Genomic DNA, 23,083 nt, shown 5'->3' with positions numbered 1-23,083 from the left:
AGAATTGAAACAAAAACCCACGTTTGGCTTCGCGCACCGCTAAGGCCTGGTTCGCTGCGCCGCACCAGCACTCGTTTCCCCCAGGGTTGGCACGCTCCTCGCTAAAGGAGAAGCACACCACCGCGTCGCCGCAATGAGATCGACACAACAACGGCGCAACGGCGGTGGAGCATCAGGCCAATACGGGGCCGTTCCTGTTCATCCCTTTGCTGCTCGCCAAGCAGCGCGTCGTCAAACCAAGGATGCAGGCATCGGATCAAAAACGCGAAGCCAAGCAATGCATGGCTTCAACGAGGACCGATCATGTTGACACTTCAATCAGATCTGCACGGCAACCATTTGCTAGGCGCATTACCGTCCCACGAATGGCAAGCACTTGCCCCTCACCTCGAACTCGTTCATCTGCGCACCGAACAATTGCTTTGCGATTCAGGTCAACGCATCCATCACGTCTACTTCCCGACCACGGCGATCATCTCGATGCTCTCGACGATGGAAGACGGCAGCTCGGTCGAAATCGCCGCGGTCGGCCGCGAAGGCATGACCGGCGTGCCGGTGCTCACGGGCGGCGAAACCATGCCGAACCGCGTGCAGGTGCAATGCGCCGGCTTCGCCTACCGGATGAGCGCACAGGCGCTCAAGCAGCAATTCGCACGCTCCGACTTCCTGCGCCGCCTGATGCTGCTGTACATGCACGCCCTCCTCACGCAAGTCGCGCAAACCGCGGCCTGCAACCGCCACCACGCGTTGAACAAGCAACTGTGCCGCTGGCTGCTGATCGAGGTGGACCGCGTGGCATCGAATGATCTGACGGTTACCCAGCAACTGATCGCCGACATGCTCGGCGTGCGCCGCGAAGGCATTACCGAAGCGGCCGGCAAATTGCACGACGAAGGTCTGATTCATCACAGCCGCGGCCATATCAAGGTGCTCGATCGCAAGGGCCTCGAAGCGCGTGCCTGCGAATGCTACGGCCTCGTCAAACGCGAATTCGACCGTCTGCTGCCGCGCCTGCGCCAGGCTGAAACCGTCGAGTAAGCAGGCCGCTCAAGGCTGCAATGTTCGACTACAGGATAGATCAACATGTTCAGGAATACTGCGCGATGTCTCGACGCACTCTTTGTGATTGCGGGCGGGCTGCTCGCTCATTGGATGCGTTTTTCCACGCCAATTGAGTTGCAGGACATCGAGCGTCTCCTGATCGCCTTTAACTGTGTGCTCGTGTTGCTGCTATTTCCCGGCCTTGGCGTGTATGAACCGTGGCGCGGCAAGGCACTGCCTGCCATGCTGTTGAGAGTTGCCGCCGCGTGGCTGGTCGTGGTCGCGACCTCCCTTCTGCTGGCATTCACCCTGCACCGCATGGATGCGGTTTCGCGGCTGTGGTTCGGTTACTCCACGCTGATCTCCGGTGCGCTGATCATCGTCACCAAGTGCGTCGTACATGTCGTGCTGCGCAGCGTGCGCCGGCGCGGCATGAACTTTCGCACGGTCGCAATCGTCGGTGCGCCCGGTTTCTCGCGTACGTTGCTCGCGCATCTGGACCATGCGCCGCAAGCCGGCTTCAAGCCGGTCTGCGTGTTCGACACTAGCGATACCAGCGACACCGGCATCGAAGCGGCCGGCACCTATGGCGCGCGTTTCCATCGCCTGCCGGTGCTGACCGATCTGAACGCGTTCGCCGCCAAGGTGCGCGAAGAGCATGTGAACGAGGTCTGGCTCGCTTTACCGCTTTCCGAAGAACATGCGATCTATCGCTTCACGCGTATCTTCAGACATGACTTCGTCAATCTGCGCTTCATTCCCGATGTGCGCAGCCTCTCGCTTTTCAACCACGCGCTGGTCGATGTCGTCGGTTTACCGACACTCAATCTGAGCGCGACACCCGCCGCGTCGCCGCAGATGTGGCCCAAGCTGATTTTCGACCGCCTGTTCGCGGCGGCCGCGCTGTTCGCGCTCGCACCCGTGTTCGTCGTGCTCGCGATCGGCATCAAGCTGAGCTCGCCCGGGCCGGTGTTCTTCCGTCAGACTCGCAAGGGCGTGGACGGCCAGCCTTTCGCGATCTACAAGTTCCGCTCGATGACCGTGCACCATGAGGCCCATGGCCAGGTCACGCAGGCCGCGCGCAACGACGCGCGCATCACGAAGCTCGGCGCCTTCATGCGCCGCACCAGTCTCGACGAACTGCCGCAATTTCTGAACGTGCTGCTCGGCCAGATGTCGGTAGTCGGCCCGCGTCCGCATGCGGTCGAACACGACGATCTCTACAAGGATCAGGTGTACGGCTATATGAACCGCTACCGCATCAAGCCGGGTATCACCGGCTGGGCGCAGGTGAACGGCTATCGCGGCGCCACCACCAAGGTCGAAAAGATGGAGACGCGCGTCAAGTTCGACCTCTTCTACATCCACAACTGGTCGTTCTGGTTCGACATGAAGATCGTGTTCATTACGATTTTCAAGGGGTTCGTCGGACGCAACGCCTTCTGATCGTGCTGCTGTGGGTTCCTGCTCGGGTTCCTGCGCGCATCGTCGCAGGCATGCGAGCGCGGGGGCGCGGAGGCGCGGCGCTCGCGCTTCGCAAATGGCGAGCTGGATTACCCCCGCGCACAATGCGCGGGGCTTGCAGAAGGTGGGACGTTTATAGAAACGCGCTGACGTCGGTATGAAAACGCACGGCCAGCGCCTTCGCCACCTTTTTGCTGATGGCGCGCCGGCCCGCGAGAATATCGCTCACCACCGTGGGCGATGCGATACCGATCAGATCCTTTTGCTTGAGCCCGTGCGTCTCCAGCAGATGCCGCAGCACCTCGCGCGGCTCGGCTTTCGGAATCGTCACGTTGCTCGCTTCCCAGCTTTCAATTAGGTCGGTGACGATCGCAAACAGATCGGTAAGCGGATCCTCCGCGTTTCCGTTCAGGTGATCGGCGAGCGAGTTGGCGAGCCGCACCATCTTCTGATAGTCCTGCTCGTTGCGAATGGGCGTGATCGGCAGCTGCGTTTGCAGCGCAGACCAGGTTTGAGCGATGTCGGGAAAGGCTCCCGGAAGGCGATCGGCATTCATGAGTTTAAATTCTTCCTCGTCCAAACGTCGTATTCCGCGTGCGTCAATACGTGACGAACGAATAACGACTGTCTGTTGTAGTGAATCGCCGCGATGATCCGGAACCGGTTGCCACCACCATCAAAAACGGTGTATTGCGGCGGCACGTGGTCCACACCCGCGAACGTCTGCTTCAGGTCGTTATAGCCATATGCGAGGCAAGCCTGCGCAAGTGCGTACCACGCAAACAACGCACTGCGCGCCACCGTATATCTCGTTATAAAGCCCAGCAATGCCTTCTTTGAACTGACCCGCATCGAATTTCCTCGTATGGTTTCGCGCACTGAACATGCACGCTCTACCTGCAAGGCTCATGGGACGGGATCAGCACCGATAGTCAACCATTTGGCATAGACCGAACAGCTGGCAATCGCTCACTGCGGTACAACAAACTCACTTTATTCGCATATCGAGAAGTTCGCAATATGCGAATAGTCAAATTCTGTCACGATCGTGCGCGTCACTTCTGCCATGAAGGCGCGCCGGAAAACCGCCGCCGAAAATCGTTCGGCATTCGCGCGGCAAGCCGCCGGCGTGATCTGTCCACGCTGCCGCTCGAAGCGGTCAATCGCCTCGAGCATCGACACGACCGTTTGGGATGCGAAATACACGCCGGTAGGACGCGCTTCGCCGACCGGCACCACCGTTTCAAGCGCCCCGCCCTTGCCGAACGCGATCACCGGCGTGCCGCACGCCTGCGCTTCGAGCGCGACGATGCCGCAGTCTTCTTCGGCGGCGAGCACGAAGGCGCGTGCGCGTTGCAGATGGTCTTTGAGAACGTTGAACGGCTGCTCGCCGAGGATCGTCACGTTCGGACCGGCCTTGGCGCGAATCGCCGCCATCTCCGGCCCGTCGCCGATCACGATCAGCTTGCGGTGCGGCGTCGCGGTGAAGGCTTCAACGATCAGATCGATGCGCTTGCAAGGCACCATCTTGGAGGCGGTGAGATAGAAGTCTTCCTTGTGCGCGCACAGTTCGAATTGGTGCACGTCGACGGGAGGCGGAATCACGGCCGCTTCGCGCCGGTGAATTTTCATCACGCATCGCGCGACGAATTGCGAATTCGCGATCAGACGGTCGACGCTGTTCGCCGAGTGCGAATCCCAGCCGCGCAGATAGTGAAGCCATGCACGCACGACCCATGACTTCGGCCCGCGCGTCAGATTCGCTTCGCGCAAATACTGGTGTTGCCGATCCCACGCATGGCGCATCGGCGCATGCACGTAGCTCATGTGGGTCTGATCGGGGCCGACCACCAGGCCCTTGGCGAGCGCAAAGGAACTCGTGATGATGAGGTCGTAACCCGATAGATCGAACTGCCCGACGGCCAGCGGAATCAACGGCAGATACGCGCGATAGCGGCGCCGCGCAAATGGCAGGTTCTGGATGAACGACGTCGTGACGGGCTTGCCGCCCAGCGGGCGGCGGTCTTCGAGGAAATCGACGAGACTGAAGAGATCGGCATCGGGAAAGCACTCAATGAACTGTTCGAGCACGTTCTCCGTGCTGCCGGGTGCGACGAGCCAGTCGTGCACGATCGCCACGTTCATGATCTCCCCACCTTTAGATAAGCGAAGCGCCCCACAGCCATACCGACGAGTGTAAGTGCCGCATCATTTACCGTGCGTGCGCATGCCCACATTCGACGTGCGACAGTGCGCGAATCGTGACGAACCGTCATTGTTCGCTTCTTGCGAACCAGGCTCTTGCCGATGCGGGTTGATACAGGAACGTTGAGGTCACCGCGCGTCTCGGCTAGAACAGAAGGCCGACGATGCGGGTTTGTGCAGATGGATGCAGGGACAATGCGGGGGGCGATGTGGGAGAGCGAGCCCGCTGCTGCAGGCTCGCATGCGGCTGGAAAAGCGCGGTAATCAGCTCTTGCTGTATTCGATCGTCTCGACGCCCGTATCCGTGCCGAGCATGCACAGATTCGCGCCGCGGCCTGCGAACAGGCCCACCGTCACCACGCCCGGCCATGCATTGATGTGCATTTCCAGCGTGCGCGGGTCGCTGATGCGCAGACCCTTGACGTCGATGATCTCGTTGCCGTTATCGGTAATGAACGGCACACCCTCTTTGGTCACGCGCACCACCGGCACGCCGCCGAGCGCCGTCACGCGGCGGCCGATCGCGGTACGGGCCATCGGCACGACTTCGATTGGCAGCGGGAAATTGCCCAGTGTGTCGACCAGCTTGCTCGCATCGGCGATGCAGACGAATACGTCCGACACCGAGGCGACGATTTTCTCGCGCGTCAGCGCGCCGCCGCCGCCCTTGATCATCGCCCCGCTGTGGTCGATCTCATCGGCGCCGTCCACGTACACCGGCAGCGAATCGATTTCGTTCAGGTCGAGCACCTTGAAGCCGTGCGATTGCAGGCGCGCGGTGGTGGCGAGCGAGCTCGACACCGCGCCGCGATAGCGGGTCTTGCTGGCAGCCAGCGCGTCGATAAAACAGTTCGCGGTGGAGCCGGTGCCGACGCCGATCGCGGAGCCTTCCGGCACGTTGGCGTTCACATAGTCGGCGGCGGCCTGGCCGACCAGTTGCTTGAGTTCGTCTTGGGTCATGGGGAATGCAGGCGAGCAGTAAAAACGATAAGTTTACCGGAGTGGCGGGCGAGCGCCGGATTTACCGGGTAAGGCGACCGTTAAAAACGGTCGCCGCAAGCCCCGGAACGCCGTTTTTGCTGGCGACATGCGAGCCGGTCCTGCCGTGAGCATTCAGGGCTCGGCGAACGGACCGGCGTCGAACGATGCGGCGGTTTTTTACTTCTTCTTCACCGACCGCTGGCGCACCGCTTCATAGAGGCACACGCCGCTCGCCACGGAAACGTTCAGGCTCTCGACCGTACCAGCCATCGGAATCTGCATGACCAAATCGCAGGTATCGCGCGTGAGACGCCGCATGCCTTCGCCTTCGGCACCCATCACCAGCGCGACCGGACCGTCTAGCTCGGTCTCATAGAGGCTCTTGGTGGCTTCATCGGCGGTACCGACAATCCACACGCCTGCGTCCTTCAACTCACGCAGCGCGCGCGCCAGATTCGTGACGGTAATGTACGGCACGGTGTCGGCCGCGCCGCTCGCCACCTTCGCGGCCGTTGCATTCAAACCCACCGCGCGGTCACGCGGCGCGATCACCGCGTGCGCGCCGGCCGCATCGGCCACGCGCAGGCAGGCGCCGAGATTGTGCGGATCGGTCACGCCGTCCAGCACCAGAATCAACGGCGAACCGTTGATGCCGTCGAGCAGTTCGGCCAGATTCTGCGCGAGCGGCATGTCGGTCGCACGCGCGACCACGCCCTGGTGACGCTCGGTGTGCGAGAGACCCCACAGACGCGTTTCGTCGGCGGCGATCAGACGCACGCCGGCTTCTTTCGCCGCGTGCAGGAACTCGGTCATGCGACGGTCTTTGCGCGTGGCGTCGTAGTAAACCTCTTCGACCGTCGACGCGTCGTGCCGCATACGCGCGGTCACTGCGTGGAAACCGTATAGAACCTTGAGACGTGACATGACTGAAAAACCTTTGATTGAGCGCGCCTCGAAGCGCGCGCTACTGTGATGAATACGAGCCTTCTCGGCGTGTTGCTAGCGTATCGGCTTCGATACGTGACTTGATTCCAATAAAACGAAGACCGCGAACGAACACCGCGCGCAACCGGTACGTTTCAACGTACCCGATGCGCGCGGTTCAGGCCGTGATGCGACTTCAGCGCTTCTTGCGGGCCTGCGATTTCGATGCCGGCTTGGCGGCAGCGCCGCCGTGCTTCTTCGCCGCGCCGCGTGCCGCGCGCGCTTCCTTGACAGCCGCGGTTTGCGCCGGCGCAGCCTTCTTGCGCCGTCCACCCGCGCCGGCCGCCGCGCCGCCCACGCCATCCACCGGCGGCAACGAACGTACACGCGCGCCGCCGCCTTCGCCGGATGACTTGTCGGCCAGCGCCGGACGGCTCGCCGGCGGCTTGATCGGCGTATCGCGCACGAGGCGGAAGTCGATCTTGCGCGCATCGAGATCGACGCGGCTCACCTGCACCCGCACGCGATCCGACAGGCGGTAGCGAATGCCGGTACGCTCGCCGCGCAACTCGTTCTTGACCTCGTCGTACTGGAAGTAGTCCGAGCCCAGTTCGGTGACGTGCACGAGGCCTTCGATGAACAGCGAATCGAGTTGCACGAAAATGCCGAACGACGTCACGCCGTTCACCATGCCGCCGTACTCTTCACCGAGCTTGTCGCGCATGAAGTAGCACTTGAGCCAGGCTTCGACGTCGCGCGAGGCTTCGTCTGCGCGGCGTTCGTTGGCCGAGCAATGCAGACCGAGTTCTTCCCAGATCGCCACGTTGTTCGCGCGCTGACGGCCGCGTTTTTCGTCGTCGGCCTGCTGCATCGCGCGGGCGCGCGGCGACAGCGCCGTATTCAACTCGACGCCCTGCGGCGGCTCCGGCTGATACTTGCGGCCTTGCAGAATCGCGTAGATCGCGCGGTGCGTGAGCAGGTCGGGATAACGGCGAATCGGGCTCGTGAAGTGTGCGTACGCCTCATATGCCAGACCGAAGTGGCCGATGTTGTCCGGGCTATAAACGGCCTGTTGCATCGAGCGCAGCAACATGGTCTGCAGCATCTGCGCGTCGGGCCGTTCGCGGATCTGCGCCATCAGCGCGGCGTAGTCACTGGCGTGCGGCTTGTCGCCGCCGGCGAGCGTGAGGCCCATGCCGCGCAGGAAGGTGCGCAGATTCTCGAGCTTCTCGGCGGTCGGCCCGGCGTGCACGCGGAACAGGCCCGGGTGCTTGTTGCGCTTGAGGAAGTCGGCCGCGCAGACGTTCGCGGCCAGCATGCATTCCTCGATCAGCTTGTGCGCGTCGTTGCGGGTGCGCGGAATGATCTGCTCGATCTTGCCCTGCGCATTGCACACGATATACGTCTCAGTCGTGTCGAAGTCGATCGCGCCGCGCTTCTGGCGCGCGGCGAACAGCGACTTGTAGACGCCATACAGATTCTGCAGTTGCGGCAGCAAGGCAGCGCGCCGCGCGGCCTCCGGACCCTTGGTGTTCTTGAGTACGGCGGCCACCTCGGTGTAGGTGAGGCGCGCGGCCGAGTTGATCACGCCAGGGTAGAACTGATAGGCCTTCACTTCGCCGCGCGCGGTGACGATCATGTCGCACACCAGCACACAACGGTCGACGTGCGGATTCAGCGAGCACAGCCCGTTCGACAGCTTCTCCGGCAGCATCGGGATCACGCGGCGCGGGAAGTACACCGAGGTGCTGCGTTCGATCGCGTCCGCGTCGAGTCCGCTCTTCGGATGCACGTAGTGCGAGACGTCCGCGATCGCAACGATCAGGCGGAAGCCTTCGCCGCGACCGACCTGAACCGGTTCGCAATAGACTGCGTCGTCGAAGTCGCGGGCGTCTTCGCCGTCGATCGTGACGAGCGGTACGTCGCGCAGATCGATACGATGACGCGCGTCGACCGGGCGCACTTCGTCGGGCAGTTTGGCGGCTTCGTCGAGCGCGGCCTGGCCGAATTCGTGCGGCACGCCGTACTTGCGCACCGCGATTTCGATTTCCATGCCGGGGTCGTCGATATCGCCGAGCACTTCCACCACGCGGCCGAGCGGCTGCGAATGACGGCTCGGGAAATCGGTGAGCTCGACCACCACGACCTGGCCGACCTTGGCCTTCTTGGTGTTCTGCTGGATCAGGATGTCGTGACCGATGCGCTTGTCTTCAGGCGCGACGATCAAGGCACCGTTCTCGTTGAGCAGACGGCCGATCACGCGCTTGTTGGCGCGATCCGTGACTTCGACGATATGCCCTTCCGGCCTGCCACGGCGGTCATAGCCGACGATGCGCGCGAGCACGCGATCGTTGTGCATGACCTTCTGCATTTCGCCGGTGGGCAGGAACAGATCGTCCTGGCCGTCGTCGCGAATGAGAAAACCGTAGCCGTCGCGATGCCCCTGAACGCGGCCCCCGACAAAGTTCGACGGATGGGTCAGTTGATAGAGATTGCGCTGATCGAGCCGGATCTGGCCGTCGCGCTCCATGGCGCCTAAGCGCTTGAAAAATCCTTCGCGCTCCTGGCGCTTGATCGACAAGGCTTCGGCGATGTCGTTCGCGGCAAGCGGCGCTTCACTCGTGCGCAGGACGCCCAGGATTTCTTCGCGGCTTGGAATCGGATACGGGAATTTGCTCAAGGGCTTGTCGATGATTTTTTCTCGTTGCATGGACGTCGGTCGGCGATGTGGCTCGGCTTAAGAAGCGTTTGGGTTGCGCTTAAGTTGCACTTGCGATTGCACTGGAATAACTGCTCGGGTCCGGCTCGTTCAAGTCTGAGTCCGACGGGCGTGTGCACCGTGCCAACGAACTACTGCGAGGCATTCTAACACCCGTCTTGCGCGCCACGCGGCCCGTCAATAGTTGCTGTAAGCCCCTTGCAGCCTCACTGCGGCGATGTTTAAGTGACTCTTGAGAAAGGCTTGACAGCCCTGAATGGGTCGCTATAATGGCGTTCTTTGCTGTTCATCACCTGCCCAGGTGGCGAAATTGGTAGACGCACTAGGTTCAGGTCCTAGCGGTGGCAACACTGTGGAGGTTCGAGTCCTCTCTTGGGCACCAAGATTCAAAAGTAAAGCCGCCTGGCATTTCGAATAGGCGGCTTTATTTTTTGTGTGAGGCTGCGTGATCCGGTTCAGGTTGCATGGGTCGGATTACGGGGTTGGCAGGACGGTTGAGCCGACGCGAGTTGGCAGTGATCGAGCGGTGAAGTTTTGCTTTGCTGCACGGCACAACCGGGGCGATTGATGAAGCGAATGTTAGTCTGCATGTAGGGATTGACACGCTGCACCATCACGCTAAAATAGCAGCCTAGCTTGAAGACGTGCCCAGGTGGCGGAATTGGTAGACGCACTAGGTTCAGGTCCTAGCGGTGGCAACACCGTGGAGGTTCGAGTCCTCTCCTGGGCACCATAAGGCTGTATAGCGCAGTACAGAGAAGTCCAGAAGACCCCGTAAATCATTGAATTTGCGGGGTTTTTTGTTTATTGCCGTCCAAGCAGGAACACGGCAAGCCATGTGCAGATGAGTGCGTTTTTGAGTACATTGAAAGTTCGAGATCACGCAATGTACTCACCATGCCTCTTACCGTCCGCGAAGTCGAAGCAGCCCGGCCCCGGCCAAAGCCCTACGGTGTCGCCGATGGCGACGGTCTGGTCCTCTGGGTCACGCCGGAGGGCAACAAGTTCTGGCATTTCCGCTATCGCCTGCACGGCAAGCAACCGCGTATCTCGCTGGGACGCTACCCCGACGTCACGCTTCAGAAAGCGAGGCAGCAGGCAGCGGCATACCGGACGCTCGTCGCCGACGGCGCCGATCCGCGCGCGAAACGACGGATAGACCGGCAGCGGGCGGACGCCAGCGACGACGGCACGTTCAGGGCCGCTGCTGAACTCTGGTACAGGAGCAAACAGGATGCGGGTCGGTCCGCTTCGACGCTGGACAAGATCCGGACGTACCTCGACAAGGACATCCTGCCCGAGCTCGGTTCGAGCAAGCTGGTGAACATCACGCGCGCAGACTGCGCCCGCGTTCAGGAACGCTTCGAAAAGCGTGACGCCCTCAACGTCTCGAAGAAGGCCCGCGGCTGGTTGCGCGAAATCTTCAGTCAGGCCATCGCGCGCGGCAATTGCGAATTCAATCCGGCTTCAGAACTCAGGGTCATTGCGAAAGCAGCGCCGAAGGCAAAACCCTATCCTCATCTCCTCGAACCGGAACTGCCCGACTTCCTGCGCGCGCTCGATAAATCAACGAGCCGCCTCATCGCCTACGTCGCTGCTTGGATGACGATCTGGACGGCGAGCCGTCCAGGCATGGTCCGGTACGCCGAATGGACCGAAGTCGATCTCGACGGCGCGCTGTGGACGATCTCCGCAGACAAGATGAAGATGAGGCGCAGCCATGTCACGCCCCTTCCAACCCAACTGGTCAAGGCGCTCAGGGAGCTCAAGAAGCTGACTGGCCGTCACAGGTACCTTTTCCCCGGTATCGGCACAAAGCACGAGGTCATCAGCGAAAACACCATCAACCTCGTGTTCTCCAGGATCGGCTACAAGGGGCGCATGGTTGGCCACGGTGCCCGTCACACCGCAAGCACCCTGCTTCGTGAGCACGGCTGGCAGAAGGACCACGTTGAAATGCAGCTATCCCATCTTGAGGAAGGCACTGCCGGCGACTACAACCACGCCAGGTATCTGCTACAACGTCGAGCAATGATTCAGTGGTATGCCGACTACCTCGATGTGCTCAAGACGGGTATGCGACCTGATCAGCAAGAAGGTTTTCGTCGAAGGGTCAATGTTATACGTTCACGAGCTGCTGTCGAGAACCAACGCGTGAAAACGACGACATAAGAAATTGGTACGACGCCCGAAGGTGTGGTAGCAGGAGGTGAGCGTACCGTGGATGGGCATTCAAACCGCAGCGGCCAACGACGTCGCACAGCCAACGACACCGACTGTCCGTTGACCCGCACGACAAACTGCGGGTCGTGCAGAAACCTCGCCGAAAGGATCTGTCGGACAGCATCGGGGTCCGGGAGGTGCCTAGCCACTGAGACGGACAAGATGGTGCGACTGCCCTGCCGGATGAAAGACGCTTCACTCTCGATACGGAATGGTTTTTTCCTGCTCTGCGTTCCGATCTCGAACGTGCAGCCCTTCCCCCGCGCCACGTCTCCACCGAATACAAATCCCCGAAGCAAAGCAGTCCGTGACGCCCCGCCCCGTTGCGGCCATAAGCCCTGCGTCTTAGATCCTTGCGTTCTGGCGCGAACTCAACATCTTCGCCCTGGTTCTTCACGCGATCGTATCCAAGCGTCATCCAACGCGCTTTGAACTGTGCCGGCGTCAGCCCGTGGCCGTTGTCCCTCACAACCAAGTTCGCGTCTTTGGCCAGCGGGATAGCGGTGTCCACTTGCGAGGCCCCGGCATCCCACGCATTGGCGACAAGCTCTGTTAGCGCTACCTCGGGGTCGCGGGCAATGCGGCCCAGCGTCCTGACGAGATAGTCCTCCTCGAAGAGGTAGCCAAAGCCCTGTTTTTGCTTTGCGGATCGGGGCATGGAGTGCGGCTCCTCAAAGGCCATATTTAACGCGGCGATTCTTGAAGGCTGGCTCGGTCCCTTCGAGAATCTGAACCACCTTGGCACGGATCGTTGGGTTCTCAATGCCGCCAGAGTCGTATGTAAAGCGACTCTCCGCTTTGTTGCACTGTGCGTAGATGATCTGCTCCGCGTCGCACACTACCGCTAGATTGGGGTTGTGGGTGACCATGATCACCTGCCGACGTTCCTTGGCCGCCTTAATGCACTTCACCAGAATCCGATAGATGGTCTGATTGTCCAAGTTCTCTTCGGGTTGGTCGATGACGATGGGAATGTCATCCTTGTCAACCAGCAAGTAGAAAACCAACAGCAGCAGCCCTCTTTCGCCGGGAGAGAGTTGCCCAATCTCCTGATTGTCGTAGGTTAGCGAATAGCGCGGAGAAAGGTAGGCGAGTCCATATAGATAGTCTAGGAGTTCTTGCGCTTCGACTCCCCGGCGCAACTGATCCGCCAACCGTGTTTCGCGCCCTTGTTGGTCTCGTCGGTCATAGCGAAGCATGTCATCAATTTTTTCGGCGAACACAACCGCATCGTCAGCAGTGACGAAGCTCGCCTCCCTCAACAAGACGCGCATGAGCTCATTGCTGTCATCGACCCCTGAGAAAGAGCCCCGCGACTGGCGGTTGAGGCGCCCAAGAAAATGTTCTTGGAATCGAGACTCCTCGATCCTGACCTCGAAGTCTAGCGGCAGAGACATGTCCATCTTTTCTGCCGATTTCACAAAAGCTTGAACGGGTTCATAGAGGCGCTTGTATTCGTCGCCGGTCGCGACGATATGCTCGTGGATCTTCTTGGTTAGTTCGATTCGGTTGGCGCGCAGCCCCGCTAGTCTATTGGGCAGCGCGTTCAGCCCTTCCAGCTCCGCCTCGAACCAAGCGATGCTGTTGACCTTGTCCTTGCTGCCAACGAGATCGACCTTGGCTCCTTCCCACTCGGCTAGCGCCTCCTTATAACGGATGAACAACCGCTGCTTCTCATCCAGTTTGCCCTTGGTCGCCGCGATCGCAGTCTCGACGCCTTCCCTGCGCTTCATCAGGCTGCCGGGTTCGGCGCTCTGAAGCTGGGCGTCAATGTCGAGAATTTCATTGCCAACCGCCGTGGCGATATTGTCGATCGGCGCGGATTCAATCCGGAGCTCGACCAGATCCTCCACCTTAACCCCCGAGTCCAGCTCGTTGAGCAGCGCCTGCAACTCCGCCACGAACAGCTCGTGCGTCTTGCGGTGGTTTGAGAGCGCTTGAACAATTCGCTTTGACACCGCTTGCTTCTTCGCCGCCAGACTCTTGCGCTCGCGAAGCGTCGCCTCTTCCTTGCTGATCTCTTGCGCTTGCTGTTCAAGCGTTTGAATCAACGCCGCCGCCTGCTGTGATTCCACCTGTGCCGTGGCGGAAGCGCCGGGATCTTCAATCTCCGCCGGCTTGGCCCCCTCCAACGCCACGAGCTCGGCCTTCTTGGTGGCGAGTTGCTCCTCCAGTCCAACCTTGAATTCCTGAGTTAGTCGTTTCTGCGTCAGAAGAATTTCGGCATTAATTTTGGAAATTTCATTAAGAACGCTTTGCCTCGCCGCGTTGATTTCCGCCACCTTGAAGTCGAGCAACTCGTCCATCGATGCTTTGCCAAGCTGATCCTCTTCGGGGACGTGGGAGTAGATAATCTTTCGCAGTTCAGTGTCGAATGTCGATGACCCGCCCCCTCCGAGCTCGTTGCAAAGGGTTTCAAGGTAGCTTTGCGGCAGATACTTCACGCGCTCCACGCTGCTCGCCTGGGGATCCTCATCAAGATCCCGCTTGGATTGGTTCCCATCCTGCCAAACGAGGGTTCCGACGAAGTGCTGCGCCAAACGCCCTTTTGGGTTGCGAAACCTGTTGTCGTTGAGAAAAGAAAAACCGCCATGGTTCTTAGTGTCGCCGACAAGCGCAATGATGTCAGAAAGCGCGCTCTTTCCGCTTCCCTTGTTGCCGATGATGGCCACTAAATCGGCGTTCAACGGCAGATCGACATCGAACCATGTGTCGGTTAGGGTCGAGCCCGGCTTCTTGCCAATGCGGATGGCCGAAGCGTATTTCGTCCGATTTCTTTCGACCAACTGCCTCTTGGGCGGGACGTCACCTACATAAACCCTATCATCGAACTCGTATATCGCCTGAGCAAGACCAGAGAAAGTGGCATCCGCCTTGATCCAAGTGAAGCAATTGCCGATCCTATCCTTGTGTTCGGTGTTGCGTAGGTGGTGAGCGTCGGAGCAGTCCAACAGGGCGGCGTTTACCCCTGACTCTCGCAGCTTATTCCGCCCTTTCAAATACGCCTCGGGATTCTCCGCGGCCGTGAATACAAGATCGGCCTCGTTGATGACGCTCTTCTTCTCAGCGATCGTATGGTCGTCCCACTTGAGGTTCTCCCATTCGGTCTTGCCGATGGCGAGAAGATGGCGATCGGCCAAAAGTGGTTTGGACAGGGCCAATTTCACGCGCTCAAAACCCACGTTGAGATTGTTGAACCCCTCTTTCAGTGGTGAACCAAAAGCATCCCGTTTGTCGGCGGGAACCGAATCAATGATCGCCTGACCCAATGCGGTAAGATTCTCGGGGGTGATCACCCCGCCCCACGTCCCTCCGGCAGCTTCGGCACCCGCAATGAGCTTGTAGTCGGGGCTGATCGCGCTCAGAAACTGCTCTCGGATCAGCGCTGGCTCGACTTGATCGAAAATCACATGCAGATTGATACGGCTCCACCCTGATTGAGTGAAACCACCTTTTCCCTCCTTGACCACGCCGCCGAATTTGTCGAGCCGGAGCTCAACAACAGGCAGGATCAAATCCAGATTTTTCAGACGGCCGCCTTCACGCTTTGCTTTGAGCACTCGCTCATAGCCGTCGACGAACAGGTAATCGTTGATGCCGATAACCTTAAAATCAGGCGGGAGCGCTTCGAGATCCGAGAAAAAGGCTTCCCACGCCTCCTCTAGCTTTCCAGGGTAGTTGTTGACGATTGATGCAGGAGTGTGGACGTGGAGATCCCACTTCTTCCATGTCGATCCGATTCTCTCATTGGACATGCTCAGCCCCATGTTTTTATGTTCTCGGCTTCCGCGGGCGCACTGTTCCGCGTCCGAACCCGCCTCAGCAGCACCCCTCGGGGCGCACGCTCCGACTCAATCGGTATGGCGCACAGCCAGCCGCCGGCCTTTCTTGTTCGGCAATAAATGTAACACGATGAAGTGTTGCCATAGCAACGCCCGCCTGAACTTTGGACATGATTGTCCGAGGGGCGCCATGGGCGCGGAAAATCATGCTTCGCGGAGATTCATTTCCGCTGAGTCCGCCGCGCGTCCGGGTGCTGCAACCCGGACGCTATGTCGCGCACTCCTGCTCGGGAGGCTCAACGCGATAGCCGGCGTAGATTAGAACCCGTGGCGGACATACAGCTCGTGACCTTGGTAGAGGCCAAGCGGCACAGCGCCAGCGATCGGATAGTCGAACACCGGCGCGCTGACCCAAGCTGTCCGAAACTGCATGCACTGGCTTGCGCCCTCGCCGGCCACATTGGACGAGGTCAGCGCGATCCCCCACTCCTCGATATCGGTCAATGCGGTGGAAATCTGAACATACGGGTCGCCGACTGAGGTGGCTTAGTCCTTAGTTATTCTCTTCCTGTCACTATAGTGGTCCGCCTGGGCGGTGCAACGTTGTTCCCGTCTAAAGAATTCCGGTCGGTCGCGCGAGCCAGCGCGCAAAAGACCGCGAGCGCTATTTGTCGCGTGATCCCAGCGACGTGTTCGTCGGGTGTGCTGCGCTCGTGGATATGTCGATCTTCCTGTTCGCATGTCAGATCGTGACGAACAGGATCGGCTGGATGCATCTGACGTTGTGGACGAACGACGCGTTCGTCAAACCGCGCTTGCGTCGGCCGACAGATCGCTTCAGCTTCTGCCCTTTAGCTCAGGAAGGCCTTGTTGAGCTTCGTACGGTTTGCCCCGCCCAGCCCCTGAAAGGAGGCCCCCGTGATAATCAGCTGCGCGCCAGAAAACGATTCCTTTGCCAGAAGATCGATGAAAGGCTGAACGATAAAATTTTCCTTGTCCTCGATCGACTCACCCAGAAAGTCTCCGGGCAGGTCGATAATCGATAGGCCCGGATAATGTCCGTGACCCTTGTCACTCAACCACAGTAAGCCGAAGTGATACGCCATCAGGAAATAGAGCGTGTCTGTGCCACCCAGTGTTGAGTTCCAGCGCCGCGAACCGATCTTGATGTTAAAGCCCGTTCTCGACAGGTTCACGTCGACCTCACTGTGCCTCCACACTCCCGGCTTCAGCCGATTGAGTTCCTGAAGATAGAAACGCATACCGGTTGCCAGCTCCTCCTCCGCGGCGCCGAAATCCGTCGCGGCCATCTTCTCGTCAACCTTGATCTGGAGCGGGGCTATCTGCTTCTCGAGTTTCTCAATCTGTTCCGTCAGTTGATCACCCAGCTCGAGCGCCCCCTTCAATCGCCTTACCTGCCTCTGGCGTTCACTGAGCTCGCCCATCGTCATATCGATGGCGCTGATTTCCTGGCTGACAAACGCTGCGACCGCTTGCCGTGCCGGTGCAAGCTCGTTTTCCAGCATTCCAAGCTGCTCATCAATCGCCGAAAGCTGGCGTACAAGCCTTTGCGCCTCCCGTTCCAGCACATCCAGCAAGGCGTCGGCTTCGGCAAGCTCACCATTGAGCCGGTCGCCCTCGAAGCGCAAACGGGTAGCGCCCAGCCCTTCTATGACCGGATCTATCGGCAGCGTCTGATGGCAAAGATGACAGTGAGCATCATCTTCAACCTTTGCTGGCGCAACCGGCTGATCGCATGCGGGACAATGCGTGATCTTCAGATCGGCCAACACGGCGCCGGCGTCCTCCGCCCGACTCAACCGCGCGAGTTCATCGCTCAGATCAGTCCGGTAGCGCCGCATTTCGTCGAGGCGTTCCTGCGTTGCCCTGGCCTGCTTGAATGCGTCCTCTCGCTCAGCGATAAGCAGAGCACGCCTTTCGCTCAGTTCCTCGACGCGCCCTCGCTCCTGCACCGGCACGGCTCTGTCCCGGCCGTCGGAAAGTGTCAGGATTCGCTTGCGCCGAATCTCATCAAGGTCGTGTTCCAGCTGCTTTTCCGCTCGTTCCACTGTATCGGCCGTCACGAGTACCTCATCACCGCCTTCTGCCAACAGGTCGCCAGCCAGCTCGTTGAGTGTCGATCCGTACTGCTCGCGCCTCGCGGCAAGACGCTCAGCCGCGAGCCGCATTTTTACCAGCTCCCCGTACTCCTCGGTGTAGATGTTCTCAGCCAGACCAAGAAACTGCAGCAGACAGGCGTGCTGCTCCGCCTCTGGCTGCATGTCGGCAATGCCACTCCAGAAACGTTGCTGCCGATAGATGTGCCGCAACAGCATGCGGAAACTGAGCTCTGGCCAGGTCTGACCGGACAACGGGTTGCCCTTCGGGAAATGCAGCAACGGGATGCCGAGTTTGCCAAGCAAAAGATGCTGGAATTCCCGCGCTGGCATCGCCTCCTTGTTGACGAAGATTTTTGTCTTGCCACCAGCCTCTTTCCAGCGCCGCTCAACGTACAGGCATTCGTCGCCAACTAGCAGTTCTACGGTCGCGCTGTCGTATTTCGCAAGCAGTTGCTCGTCAAAAGTGGCGTCGATTGAAGTCGGATCGCCCAGCAGGTGATCAAGCGTCTGGAGCCACTTTGTCTTTCCGGTATTGGGTGAACCGACTAGCACGTTGACGCCAGGCAGAAACGTCAAGGCTTCGGTTTGTCCGTTGAAAAGTGTCCTTGTCAGGCGCCCGATCGAAAGGAAGGATTGACTCACGATTCGATTACCTCCCCGAGGCGACGCTGCCCGACTTCCCGATCAAATATTTTGTAGATCATGTTCTTCAGGGACGATCCGCTTTTGCCACCAAAGGCCTTCTTTACCTCGCGCATACGATCCGCAATGGGCGCAAATGACGCGAGTTGGGCCAGGCGTGCCGACCGATCATGTCCAAGATCTGTCAATGCAATCCGGAACGAATTCTTTTCTTTCGTCACAGCTATTAAATTCCTCGCTTCCAGATGGGCCAGTACATGGTAGTACCGCTTGTCCCACGGCCCGTAGTGGTGCCGGACCATTGCCGACTCGACGGCATCGCCAACCCGGGACGTCGTGCCCGTCTGCTGGCACGCCATATCAAAGAACTCAGGATACCGGACGAAGAAATCAAGCTTTGCCATCTTGGTGAGACCGTCGATCCGTCCTGCCGTACCGCACAGCTTTAAAAGCAGCAGCAGGCGAGCGGCATGAAATTCGACGACATCATCAGCCACCAGCGGCAGACTGGCGGGCCGGGTGCCGAGCCGATCCAGCGATCTCATTTGCGCGGCCTCGCGAAGCGATGTAAGCAACGGTCAGTGATGTCATACATGCACCCCTTGAGATAGGCGGCCCGATCCTCCGAACCGATGGGGCGATTCCCATTCATCTCGTCGAGCCGGTCCAGGCACATCATAAGAAACGAGATTCCATCGATATCAAGTTGCCCCGCGCTATACCGCGTGCGCAACGACATCATCTCCGACTTGACGCGCTGCTGGAGCCATTCACCATGATCATCGGCCATATAGCGCGGATTGCGCGTCGCCGCTGCATAGTCGCGGCGCATTTCTACTGCCAGCGCAATAATCTTGTCCGCGCCGAATGAATTCTGAGCCACCGCGCCGATCGAGCTTTGAGCCGGGGTGGAGACCGGCCTGAAGAAGGGCCGGTTGTGGATAAGTGTATGGGTTTCCGGAGTAGTTGTCCTCCTTCGTATGAGGATGCATTGCGCAGTGGAAGCTGCGAAGGGCGTAGCCCGTAGCGGCTTCCACTGCGCGGCAAGCGACGATCAAGCCGATTCGTTCTCGCTCGCACCGTCGGCTCTGCGCGCTGCTTCACGCGAACGGATACGCTTCTTTGCACTGGCGCTGCTATGGCGGAAACGGTAGCTTTCGTTGCCGGTTTCCACGATGTGGCAGTGGTGCGTCAGCCGGTCCAGCAATGCCGTGGTCATCTTCGCGTCGCCGAACACACTGGACCATTCGGCGAAGTCCAGATTCGTTGTCACCGCAACGCTTGTATGCTCGTACAGGCGACTCAGCAGGTGGAATAGCAACGCCCCGCCGGCCTGGCTGAAGGGCAGATATCCGAGTTCGTCCAGTATGACCAGGTCGAGGCGCAGCAGGCTCGCCGCGATCCTCCCGGCGCGTCCCTGCGCCTTCTCCTGCTCCAGTGCGTTGGCCAGATCCACGGTCGAGTAGAAGCGCACCCGTTTGCCGTGGTGCATGATGCCGGACACGCCGATGGCGGTCGCCAGATGCGTCTTGCCCGAGCCTGGGCCGCCGACCAGAACCAGGTTGTGCGCGCCCTCCGTGAACGTCATGCCGGCCAGTTGCGTGACCAGCTGGCGGTCGACCGGCGAGCCATCGAAGTCGAAGCCGGCGATGTCGCGATGCACCGGGAACTTCGCCGCGTTCATCTGGTGGCTGACCGAACGCACGCCCCGATCCGCGACCTCGGCCTGCAACAGCCGTTCGAGCAGCCATTGCGAAGACGCCGCCTCGACATTCACCTGTTCAAGCAGTTCGGCCCAGCCGGCAGCCATGCCGTGCAGCCGCAAGTGTTTGAGTTCGACGATCAGATCACGCATGACCGGCCTCCGGCTGTTGCAGCGCCGGGCGCAGCCCGTCGTAGCGCGATGTGTCGGCCAGCGGCGGTGTTGTCAGTTGTAGCGCAGTATCGATCTTCGGCGGCATCTGCACGCTGCGCATGCGCGACAGCACGTTCACCACATGCTCGACGCTCACGCGCCCGGAGGGCGGCGCCTGCTCCAATGCGAGTTCGACTGCAACCACTATGGCATCCAGACCGCTTTCCGGGACCAGCGCCAGAACCTTCGCCATTACCCGGTCACCACCTGGCTCGCGTAGTAACGCCCGACGCAGGCGTTGCAGCGGCTCGGGCATATCCTGGAACGGCGCACCGTTGCGCAGCGCGCCAGGCTTGCGCTGGATCAGCGGGATATAGTGCTGCCACTCGTATCGCACCAGTCCTTCGTCGGCCAGTCGATCGTGTTCGGCCACCACGGCGTCGTCGCCCACCACCACAACATGGCCAGGATAGAGCCGCGTGCTGAGCATCTGGCCTGCGAATTCGCATGGCACCGAGTAGCGATTGCGGCCAATCACCACCAGGCAGGTCGACGAAACGCGTGCCGCACGCTCAACATAACCGTCGAACGGTGTCGGCATCGGCATCAGATGGGCGCGCTCCTGCTCGAACACGTCGGCGACGCTCAGGTCACGATAGTCCGGATGCTTCACCTGATCCCACAACGACCGGCACCGGGTCGCCAGCCATGCATTCAGATCAGCGAAACTGCCGAAGCGTTGCGCACGCGCCTCAATCCAGATGCGCAGACGGCTGTCCTGCACGTTCTTCTCGACGATGCCTTTCTCCCAGCCACTGGCGACGTTGCAGAAGTCCGGATCGAACAGGTAGTGCGAGCACATCACTGCGAAACGCGGATTGACCGTGCGGCCCTTGCCTTTGTGAACCTTGTCTACGGCCGTTTTCATATTGTCGTAGATGCCCCGGCGGGCCACTCCGCCGAAAGCGGCGAACGAGCGCGTATGGGCATCGAACAGCATCTCGTGCCCCTGGCTCGGATAGGCAACCAGCCAGAACGCCCGCGACGCACACAGCTTCATGTGCGACACCTGCAGCTTGCGGTAAATGCCGCCGACAACCAGTCCTTCCTCGGACCAGTCAAACTGGAATGCCTCGCCCAGCTCGAATCGCAACGGCACAAACGCCGACTTCAAAACCGCCTTGCCTTCGCTTTGCCGCCAGGCCCGGATGAAATCGGTGACCCGCGAGTAACAGCCGTCGTAGCCGCCGCCCTTGATCTCCTGGAACAGCATCCAGGCGGTGCGCCGCTCCTTCTTCGGTCGCCGCGCGTCGACACTGAGCGCCTGCACCAGCACCTCATGAAACGGCGTTAGCCGGGTCGGCTGCGAGCGCCGCTGATACTTCGGTTCCTCCTGAACATCCATGTTCAGATATTTGCTAATCGTGTTGCGTGACAGGCTTGTGAGACGCGCTATCTCGCGTACCGACTTGTTCTGGCGGTGGAACATCCGCCGCACCTTGCCAATCATCGTCATCGGGATCATCCCCAAACACCCTGCCAGAAAAAGTAGCAGGATAGGTTGATTGCCCGGCTAAGTTCTCAGTCGGCGCGATCCCTACATGTGGCTGAATTTTCGGTCGGCGTAAACACAATAATCTCTTCGCCTGCACCAATCTCCCGCAGCTTGTCAGCAAGCTTGCCACCCCCTTGTAATGCTGCGCCCCGCCGGATCTCGGTCGTGCGTTCCTTCCACCATGTAGATATGGCATCGCGCGTAATGATCTTGTCGTCGCGACTGGGGTACCATCGGGCTTCGCCCGCACGCTTGACCCATACGCGCAATTCACCCAACAGGAGTTCGACATGCTCTTGAAGCAGGTCGAGCTTCTGCTGGGCTGAAAGTTTTATCAACGCCAGCAGGTTCGCACGCTCGATATTTGACTTGTCGGCGCGAACATCCCACAGGCAGTTTTCGATCCAGTATTTCGCATCGTTTCCCTTCGCGGATTGAAATGCCGGGCAGTACCCGTCGATGCCCGTGAACAGTTCGAGAAACTTCGCCCCGTTCGATTCACGTCCCGGTGCATCGAGAGGAAACGTCAACACATCAAGCGCAGTTACAGCTGGCCGGTGCGTGACGATACGAAAGCGCGATAGCTCTCGATGTTGGTCGCGGGAAAGTGAAACTTCGAAAATCGAGCTGCCGACGGCGCCTGACTTGCGATAGCACAGGTCCGCGACTGACCAGAGCTTGTCTGCTTCACCGCCTTTCACCTGCACGAATTCAGCGATGCGTCCTGCTTCGCCCGATCGCAGGAGCAGAATGTCATCGTGCGATTCGCAGTGGATTTTCACCAGCGAGGGATCGCACAGCATATCAATCAGAAAGCCGACAGCGACCTCGTCCTGATAACTGAAGCCGGTTCTGGCGATAGGGCCACCCTCTTCCGCCGGACAAGCGTCATCGACAGATGACCAGTTTGTGTCATTGGACGTGTCGGCATATGCCCCGGCCGTTATCGGGTCCCCCATTTGCCCCTCTCTCGCTCTATTCTATTTGCCAGTCTGATTTTCGCATTATCATACTCCAACTAACTCAAGAATTGCCTCCAGGTTCTTTCCTTTCAAGACCCACTCGATCAAACGATCGTGACGTAAGCCGCTTCCATCGCCATGAGCTATGCGGTTTGGGTCGGGAAGGACGAGGCCGGGTTTTGGCGGGCCGATGCAGTGGGTGCGCTACGCCAGCTGGGCATGCGGGCCCGCGAGTTGTTTTGTGGTCGTGCTTCGGCACGTAGCAGAGGGAAGCAAGGGCCGCATGGCCGTGAGGGTGACGGTTCGACTGACTTGCACGATCACCGCCTTAATGTATGCCTCGAGGCGCATTGATGCATTGATTGCACCCTATCGGCTGAGAGCTGGGTAGCGCCACGCACTTGCGACGTTTTCCGTCGGAGCAACAGTTCACCCACTCGCCTTTTTCGCATAAAAGGTCGCTAGCATGTTGCCGGATGACGTCTCTGTCCCATACCAATCACCGATTCATTCTTTCCATTCTGGAATTGACAACGCAACGAGCACAGCAGCCCTCGAAGGACGGCGCGCCAGCGCGGCGCGCGATGCGCCGGCCAACAATGCGACTTCC

18 protein-coding genes and 2 tRNA genes are annotated in these 23,083 nt (G+C 59.8%); 5 read left to right on the top strand and 15 right to left on the bottom strand.

Annotated elements, in window-relative coordinates; genetic code table 11:
• The first annotated feature begins 303 nt into the window (after nucleotides 1-303).
• Complete coding sequence (locus B0G76_RS08810; protein WP_006048767.1) at nucleotides 304-1,038, top strand: Crp/Fnr family transcriptional regulator; 735 nt, start codon at nucleotides 304-306, stop codon at nucleotides 1,036-1,038.
• 45 nt (nucleotides 1,039-1,083) lie between these two features.
• Complete coding sequence (locus B0G76_RS08805) at nucleotides 1,084-2,487, top strand: undecaprenyl-phosphate glucose phosphotransferase (protein ID WP_120291375.1); 1,404 nt, start codon at nucleotides 1,084-1,086, stop codon at nucleotides 2,485-2,487.
• A gap of 151 nt (nucleotides 2,488-2,638) precedes the next feature.
• Here the strand turns inward: B0G76_RS08805 and B0G76_RS08800 are convergent, their stop codons facing one another.
• The 6 genes from B0G76_RS08800 to rnr form a co-directional block, all read right to left on the bottom strand.
• A complete protein-coding gene (locus B0G76_RS08800) occupies nucleotides 2,639-3,061 on the bottom strand; it encodes a type II toxin-antitoxin system HigA family antitoxin (protein WP_120291373.1) in 423 nt (140 codons plus the stop codon).
• Nucleotides 3,058-3,357 (bottom strand): type II toxin-antitoxin system HigB family toxin, encoded by a 300-nt coding sequence (locus tag B0G76_RS08795; RefSeq protein ID WP_120291371.1) that lies wholly within the window; start codon nucleotides 3,355-3,357, stop codon nucleotides 3,058-3,060. Before B0G76_RS08795 ends, B0G76_RS08800 begins: the two co-directional genes overlap by 4 nt.
• Nucleotides 3,358-3,498: 141 nt before the next feature.
• Nucleotides 3,499-4,650 (bottom strand): glycosyltransferase family 4 protein, encoded by a 1,152-nt coding sequence (locus tag B0G76_RS08790; protein WP_120291369.1) that lies wholly within the window; start codon nucleotides 4,648-4,650, stop codon nucleotides 3,499-3,501.
• Nucleotides 4,651-4,974: 324 nt separating this feature from the next.
• A complete protein-coding gene (gene rpiA / locus B0G76_RS08785; protein ID WP_120291367.1) occupies nucleotides 4,975-5,670 on the bottom strand; it encodes a ribose-5-phosphate isomerase RpiA in 696 nt (231 codons plus the stop codon).
• A gap of 198 nt (nucleotides 5,671-5,868) precedes the next feature.
• Complete coding sequence (gene rlmB / locus B0G76_RS08780; protein ID WP_120291365.1) at nucleotides 5,869-6,615, bottom strand: 23S rRNA (guanosine(2251)-2'-O)-methyltransferase RlmB; 747 nt, start codon at nucleotides 6,613-6,615, stop codon at nucleotides 5,869-5,871.
• A gap of 196 nt (nucleotides 6,616-6,811) precedes the next feature.
• Nucleotides 6,812-9,325: a ribonuclease R gene (gene rnr, locus B0G76_RS08775; protein ID WP_120291363.1), complete on the bottom strand. Its 2,514-nt coding sequence runs from the start codon at nucleotides 9,323-9,325 to the stop codon at nucleotides 6,812-6,814.
• Between the two features lie 304 nt (nucleotides 9,326-9,629).
• On the opposite strand from rnr, the gene B0G76_RS08770 reads away from it, so the two are divergent.
• The 3 genes from B0G76_RS08770 (at nucleotide 9,630) to B0G76_RS08760 (ending at nucleotide 11,506) form a co-directional block, all read left to right on the top strand.
• A tRNA-Leu gene (locus B0G76_RS08770) sits at nucleotides 9,630-9,716 on the top strand.
• A 264-nt stretch (nucleotides 9,717-9,980) separates the two neighbouring features.
• Nucleotides 9,981-10,067, top strand: a tRNA-Leu gene (locus B0G76_RS08765).
• A 164-nt stretch (nucleotides 10,068-10,231) separates the two neighbouring features.
• Nucleotides 10,232-11,506 (top strand): integrase arm-type DNA-binding domain-containing protein, encoded by a 1,275-nt coding sequence (locus B0G76_RS08760; protein WP_116141006.1) that lies wholly within the window; start codon nucleotides 10,232-10,234, stop codon nucleotides 11,504-11,506.
• On the opposite strand, the gene B0G76_RS44725 is transcribed toward B0G76_RS08760, so the two are convergent.
• The 9 genes from B0G76_RS44725 to B0G76_RS08715 all read right to left on the bottom strand — a co-directional run bounded on the left by B0G76_RS44725 (nucleotide 11,454) and on the right by B0G76_RS08715 (nucleotide 22,470).
• Nucleotides 11,454-12,215: an ATP-binding protein gene (locus tag B0G76_RS44725; protein ID WP_181916740.1), complete on the bottom strand. Its 762-nt coding sequence runs from the start codon at nucleotides 12,213-12,215 to the stop codon at nucleotides 11,454-11,456. The two genes, B0G76_RS08760 and B0G76_RS44725, sit on opposite strands and share 53 nt — an antisense overlap.
• 13 nt (nucleotides 12,216-12,228) lie before the next feature.
• Nucleotides 12,229-15,312 carry a TrlF family AAA-like ATPase gene (locus B0G76_RS08750; RefSeq protein ID WP_116148409.1) on the bottom strand — a complete coding sequence of 1,028 codons (3,084 nt, stop codon included), beginning with the start codon at nucleotides 15,310-15,312 and terminating at the stop codon, nucleotides 12,229-12,231.
• 345 nt (nucleotides 15,313-15,657) lie between these two features.
• The gene (locus B0G76_RS08745; RefSeq protein WP_116141003.1) at nucleotides 15,658-15,843 is read right to left on the bottom strand and encodes a hypothetical protein; all 186 of its coding nucleotides are present in this window, start codon (nucleotides 15,841-15,843) and stop codon (nucleotides 15,658-15,660) included.
• 347 nt (nucleotides 15,844-16,190) lie between these two features.
• On the bottom strand, nucleotides 16,191-18,101 hold the full coding sequence (locus tag B0G76_RS08740; protein WP_116141001.1) for a hypothetical protein: 1,911 nt from the start codon (nucleotides 18,099-18,101) through the stop codon (nucleotides 16,191-16,193).
• A complete protein-coding gene (locus tag B0G76_RS08735) occupies nucleotides 18,098-18,646 on the bottom strand; it encodes a hypothetical protein (RefSeq protein ID WP_116140999.1) in 549 nt (182 codons plus the stop codon). Before B0G76_RS08735 ends, B0G76_RS08740 begins: the two co-directional genes overlap by 4 nt.
• Nucleotides 18,643-18,984 carry a hypothetical protein gene (locus B0G76_RS08730; protein WP_120291361.1) on the bottom strand — a complete coding sequence of 114 codons (342 nt, stop codon included), beginning with the start codon at nucleotides 18,982-18,984 and terminating at the stop codon, nucleotides 18,643-18,645. Before B0G76_RS08730 ends, B0G76_RS08735 begins: the two co-directional genes overlap by 4 nt.
• A 171-nt stretch (nucleotides 18,985-19,155) precedes the next feature.
• Nucleotides 19,156-19,956: an IS21-like element helper ATPase IstB gene (istB, locus tag B0G76_RS08725; RefSeq protein WP_120291359.1), complete on the bottom strand. Its 801-nt coding sequence runs from the start codon at nucleotides 19,954-19,956 to the stop codon at nucleotides 19,156-19,158.
• The gene (gene istA / locus B0G76_RS08720) at nucleotides 19,949-21,472 is read right to left on the bottom strand and encodes an IS21 family transposase (RefSeq protein WP_120296255.1); all 1,524 of its coding nucleotides are present in this window, start codon (nucleotides 21,470-21,472) and stop codon (nucleotides 19,949-19,951) included. The genes istB and istA overlap by 8 nt, the downstream gene beginning before the upstream one ends.
• A 65-nt stretch (nucleotides 21,473-21,537) precedes the next feature.
• Complete coding sequence (locus B0G76_RS08715) at nucleotides 21,538-22,470, bottom strand: dsDNA nuclease domain-containing protein (RefSeq protein WP_120291357.1); 933 nt, start codon at nucleotides 22,468-22,470, stop codon at nucleotides 21,538-21,540.
• Nucleotides 22,471-23,083: the final 613 nt, after the last annotated feature.

The organism is Paraburkholderia sp. BL23I1N1 (assembly GCF_003610295.1).
Taxonomy (GTDB): domain Bacteria; phylum Pseudomonadota; class Gammaproteobacteria; order Burkholderiales; family Burkholderiaceae; genus Paraburkholderia.
The sequence above is the reverse complement of the archived record's forward strand: the minus strand, read 5'-3'. Positions and strand labels throughout refer to the sequence as shown.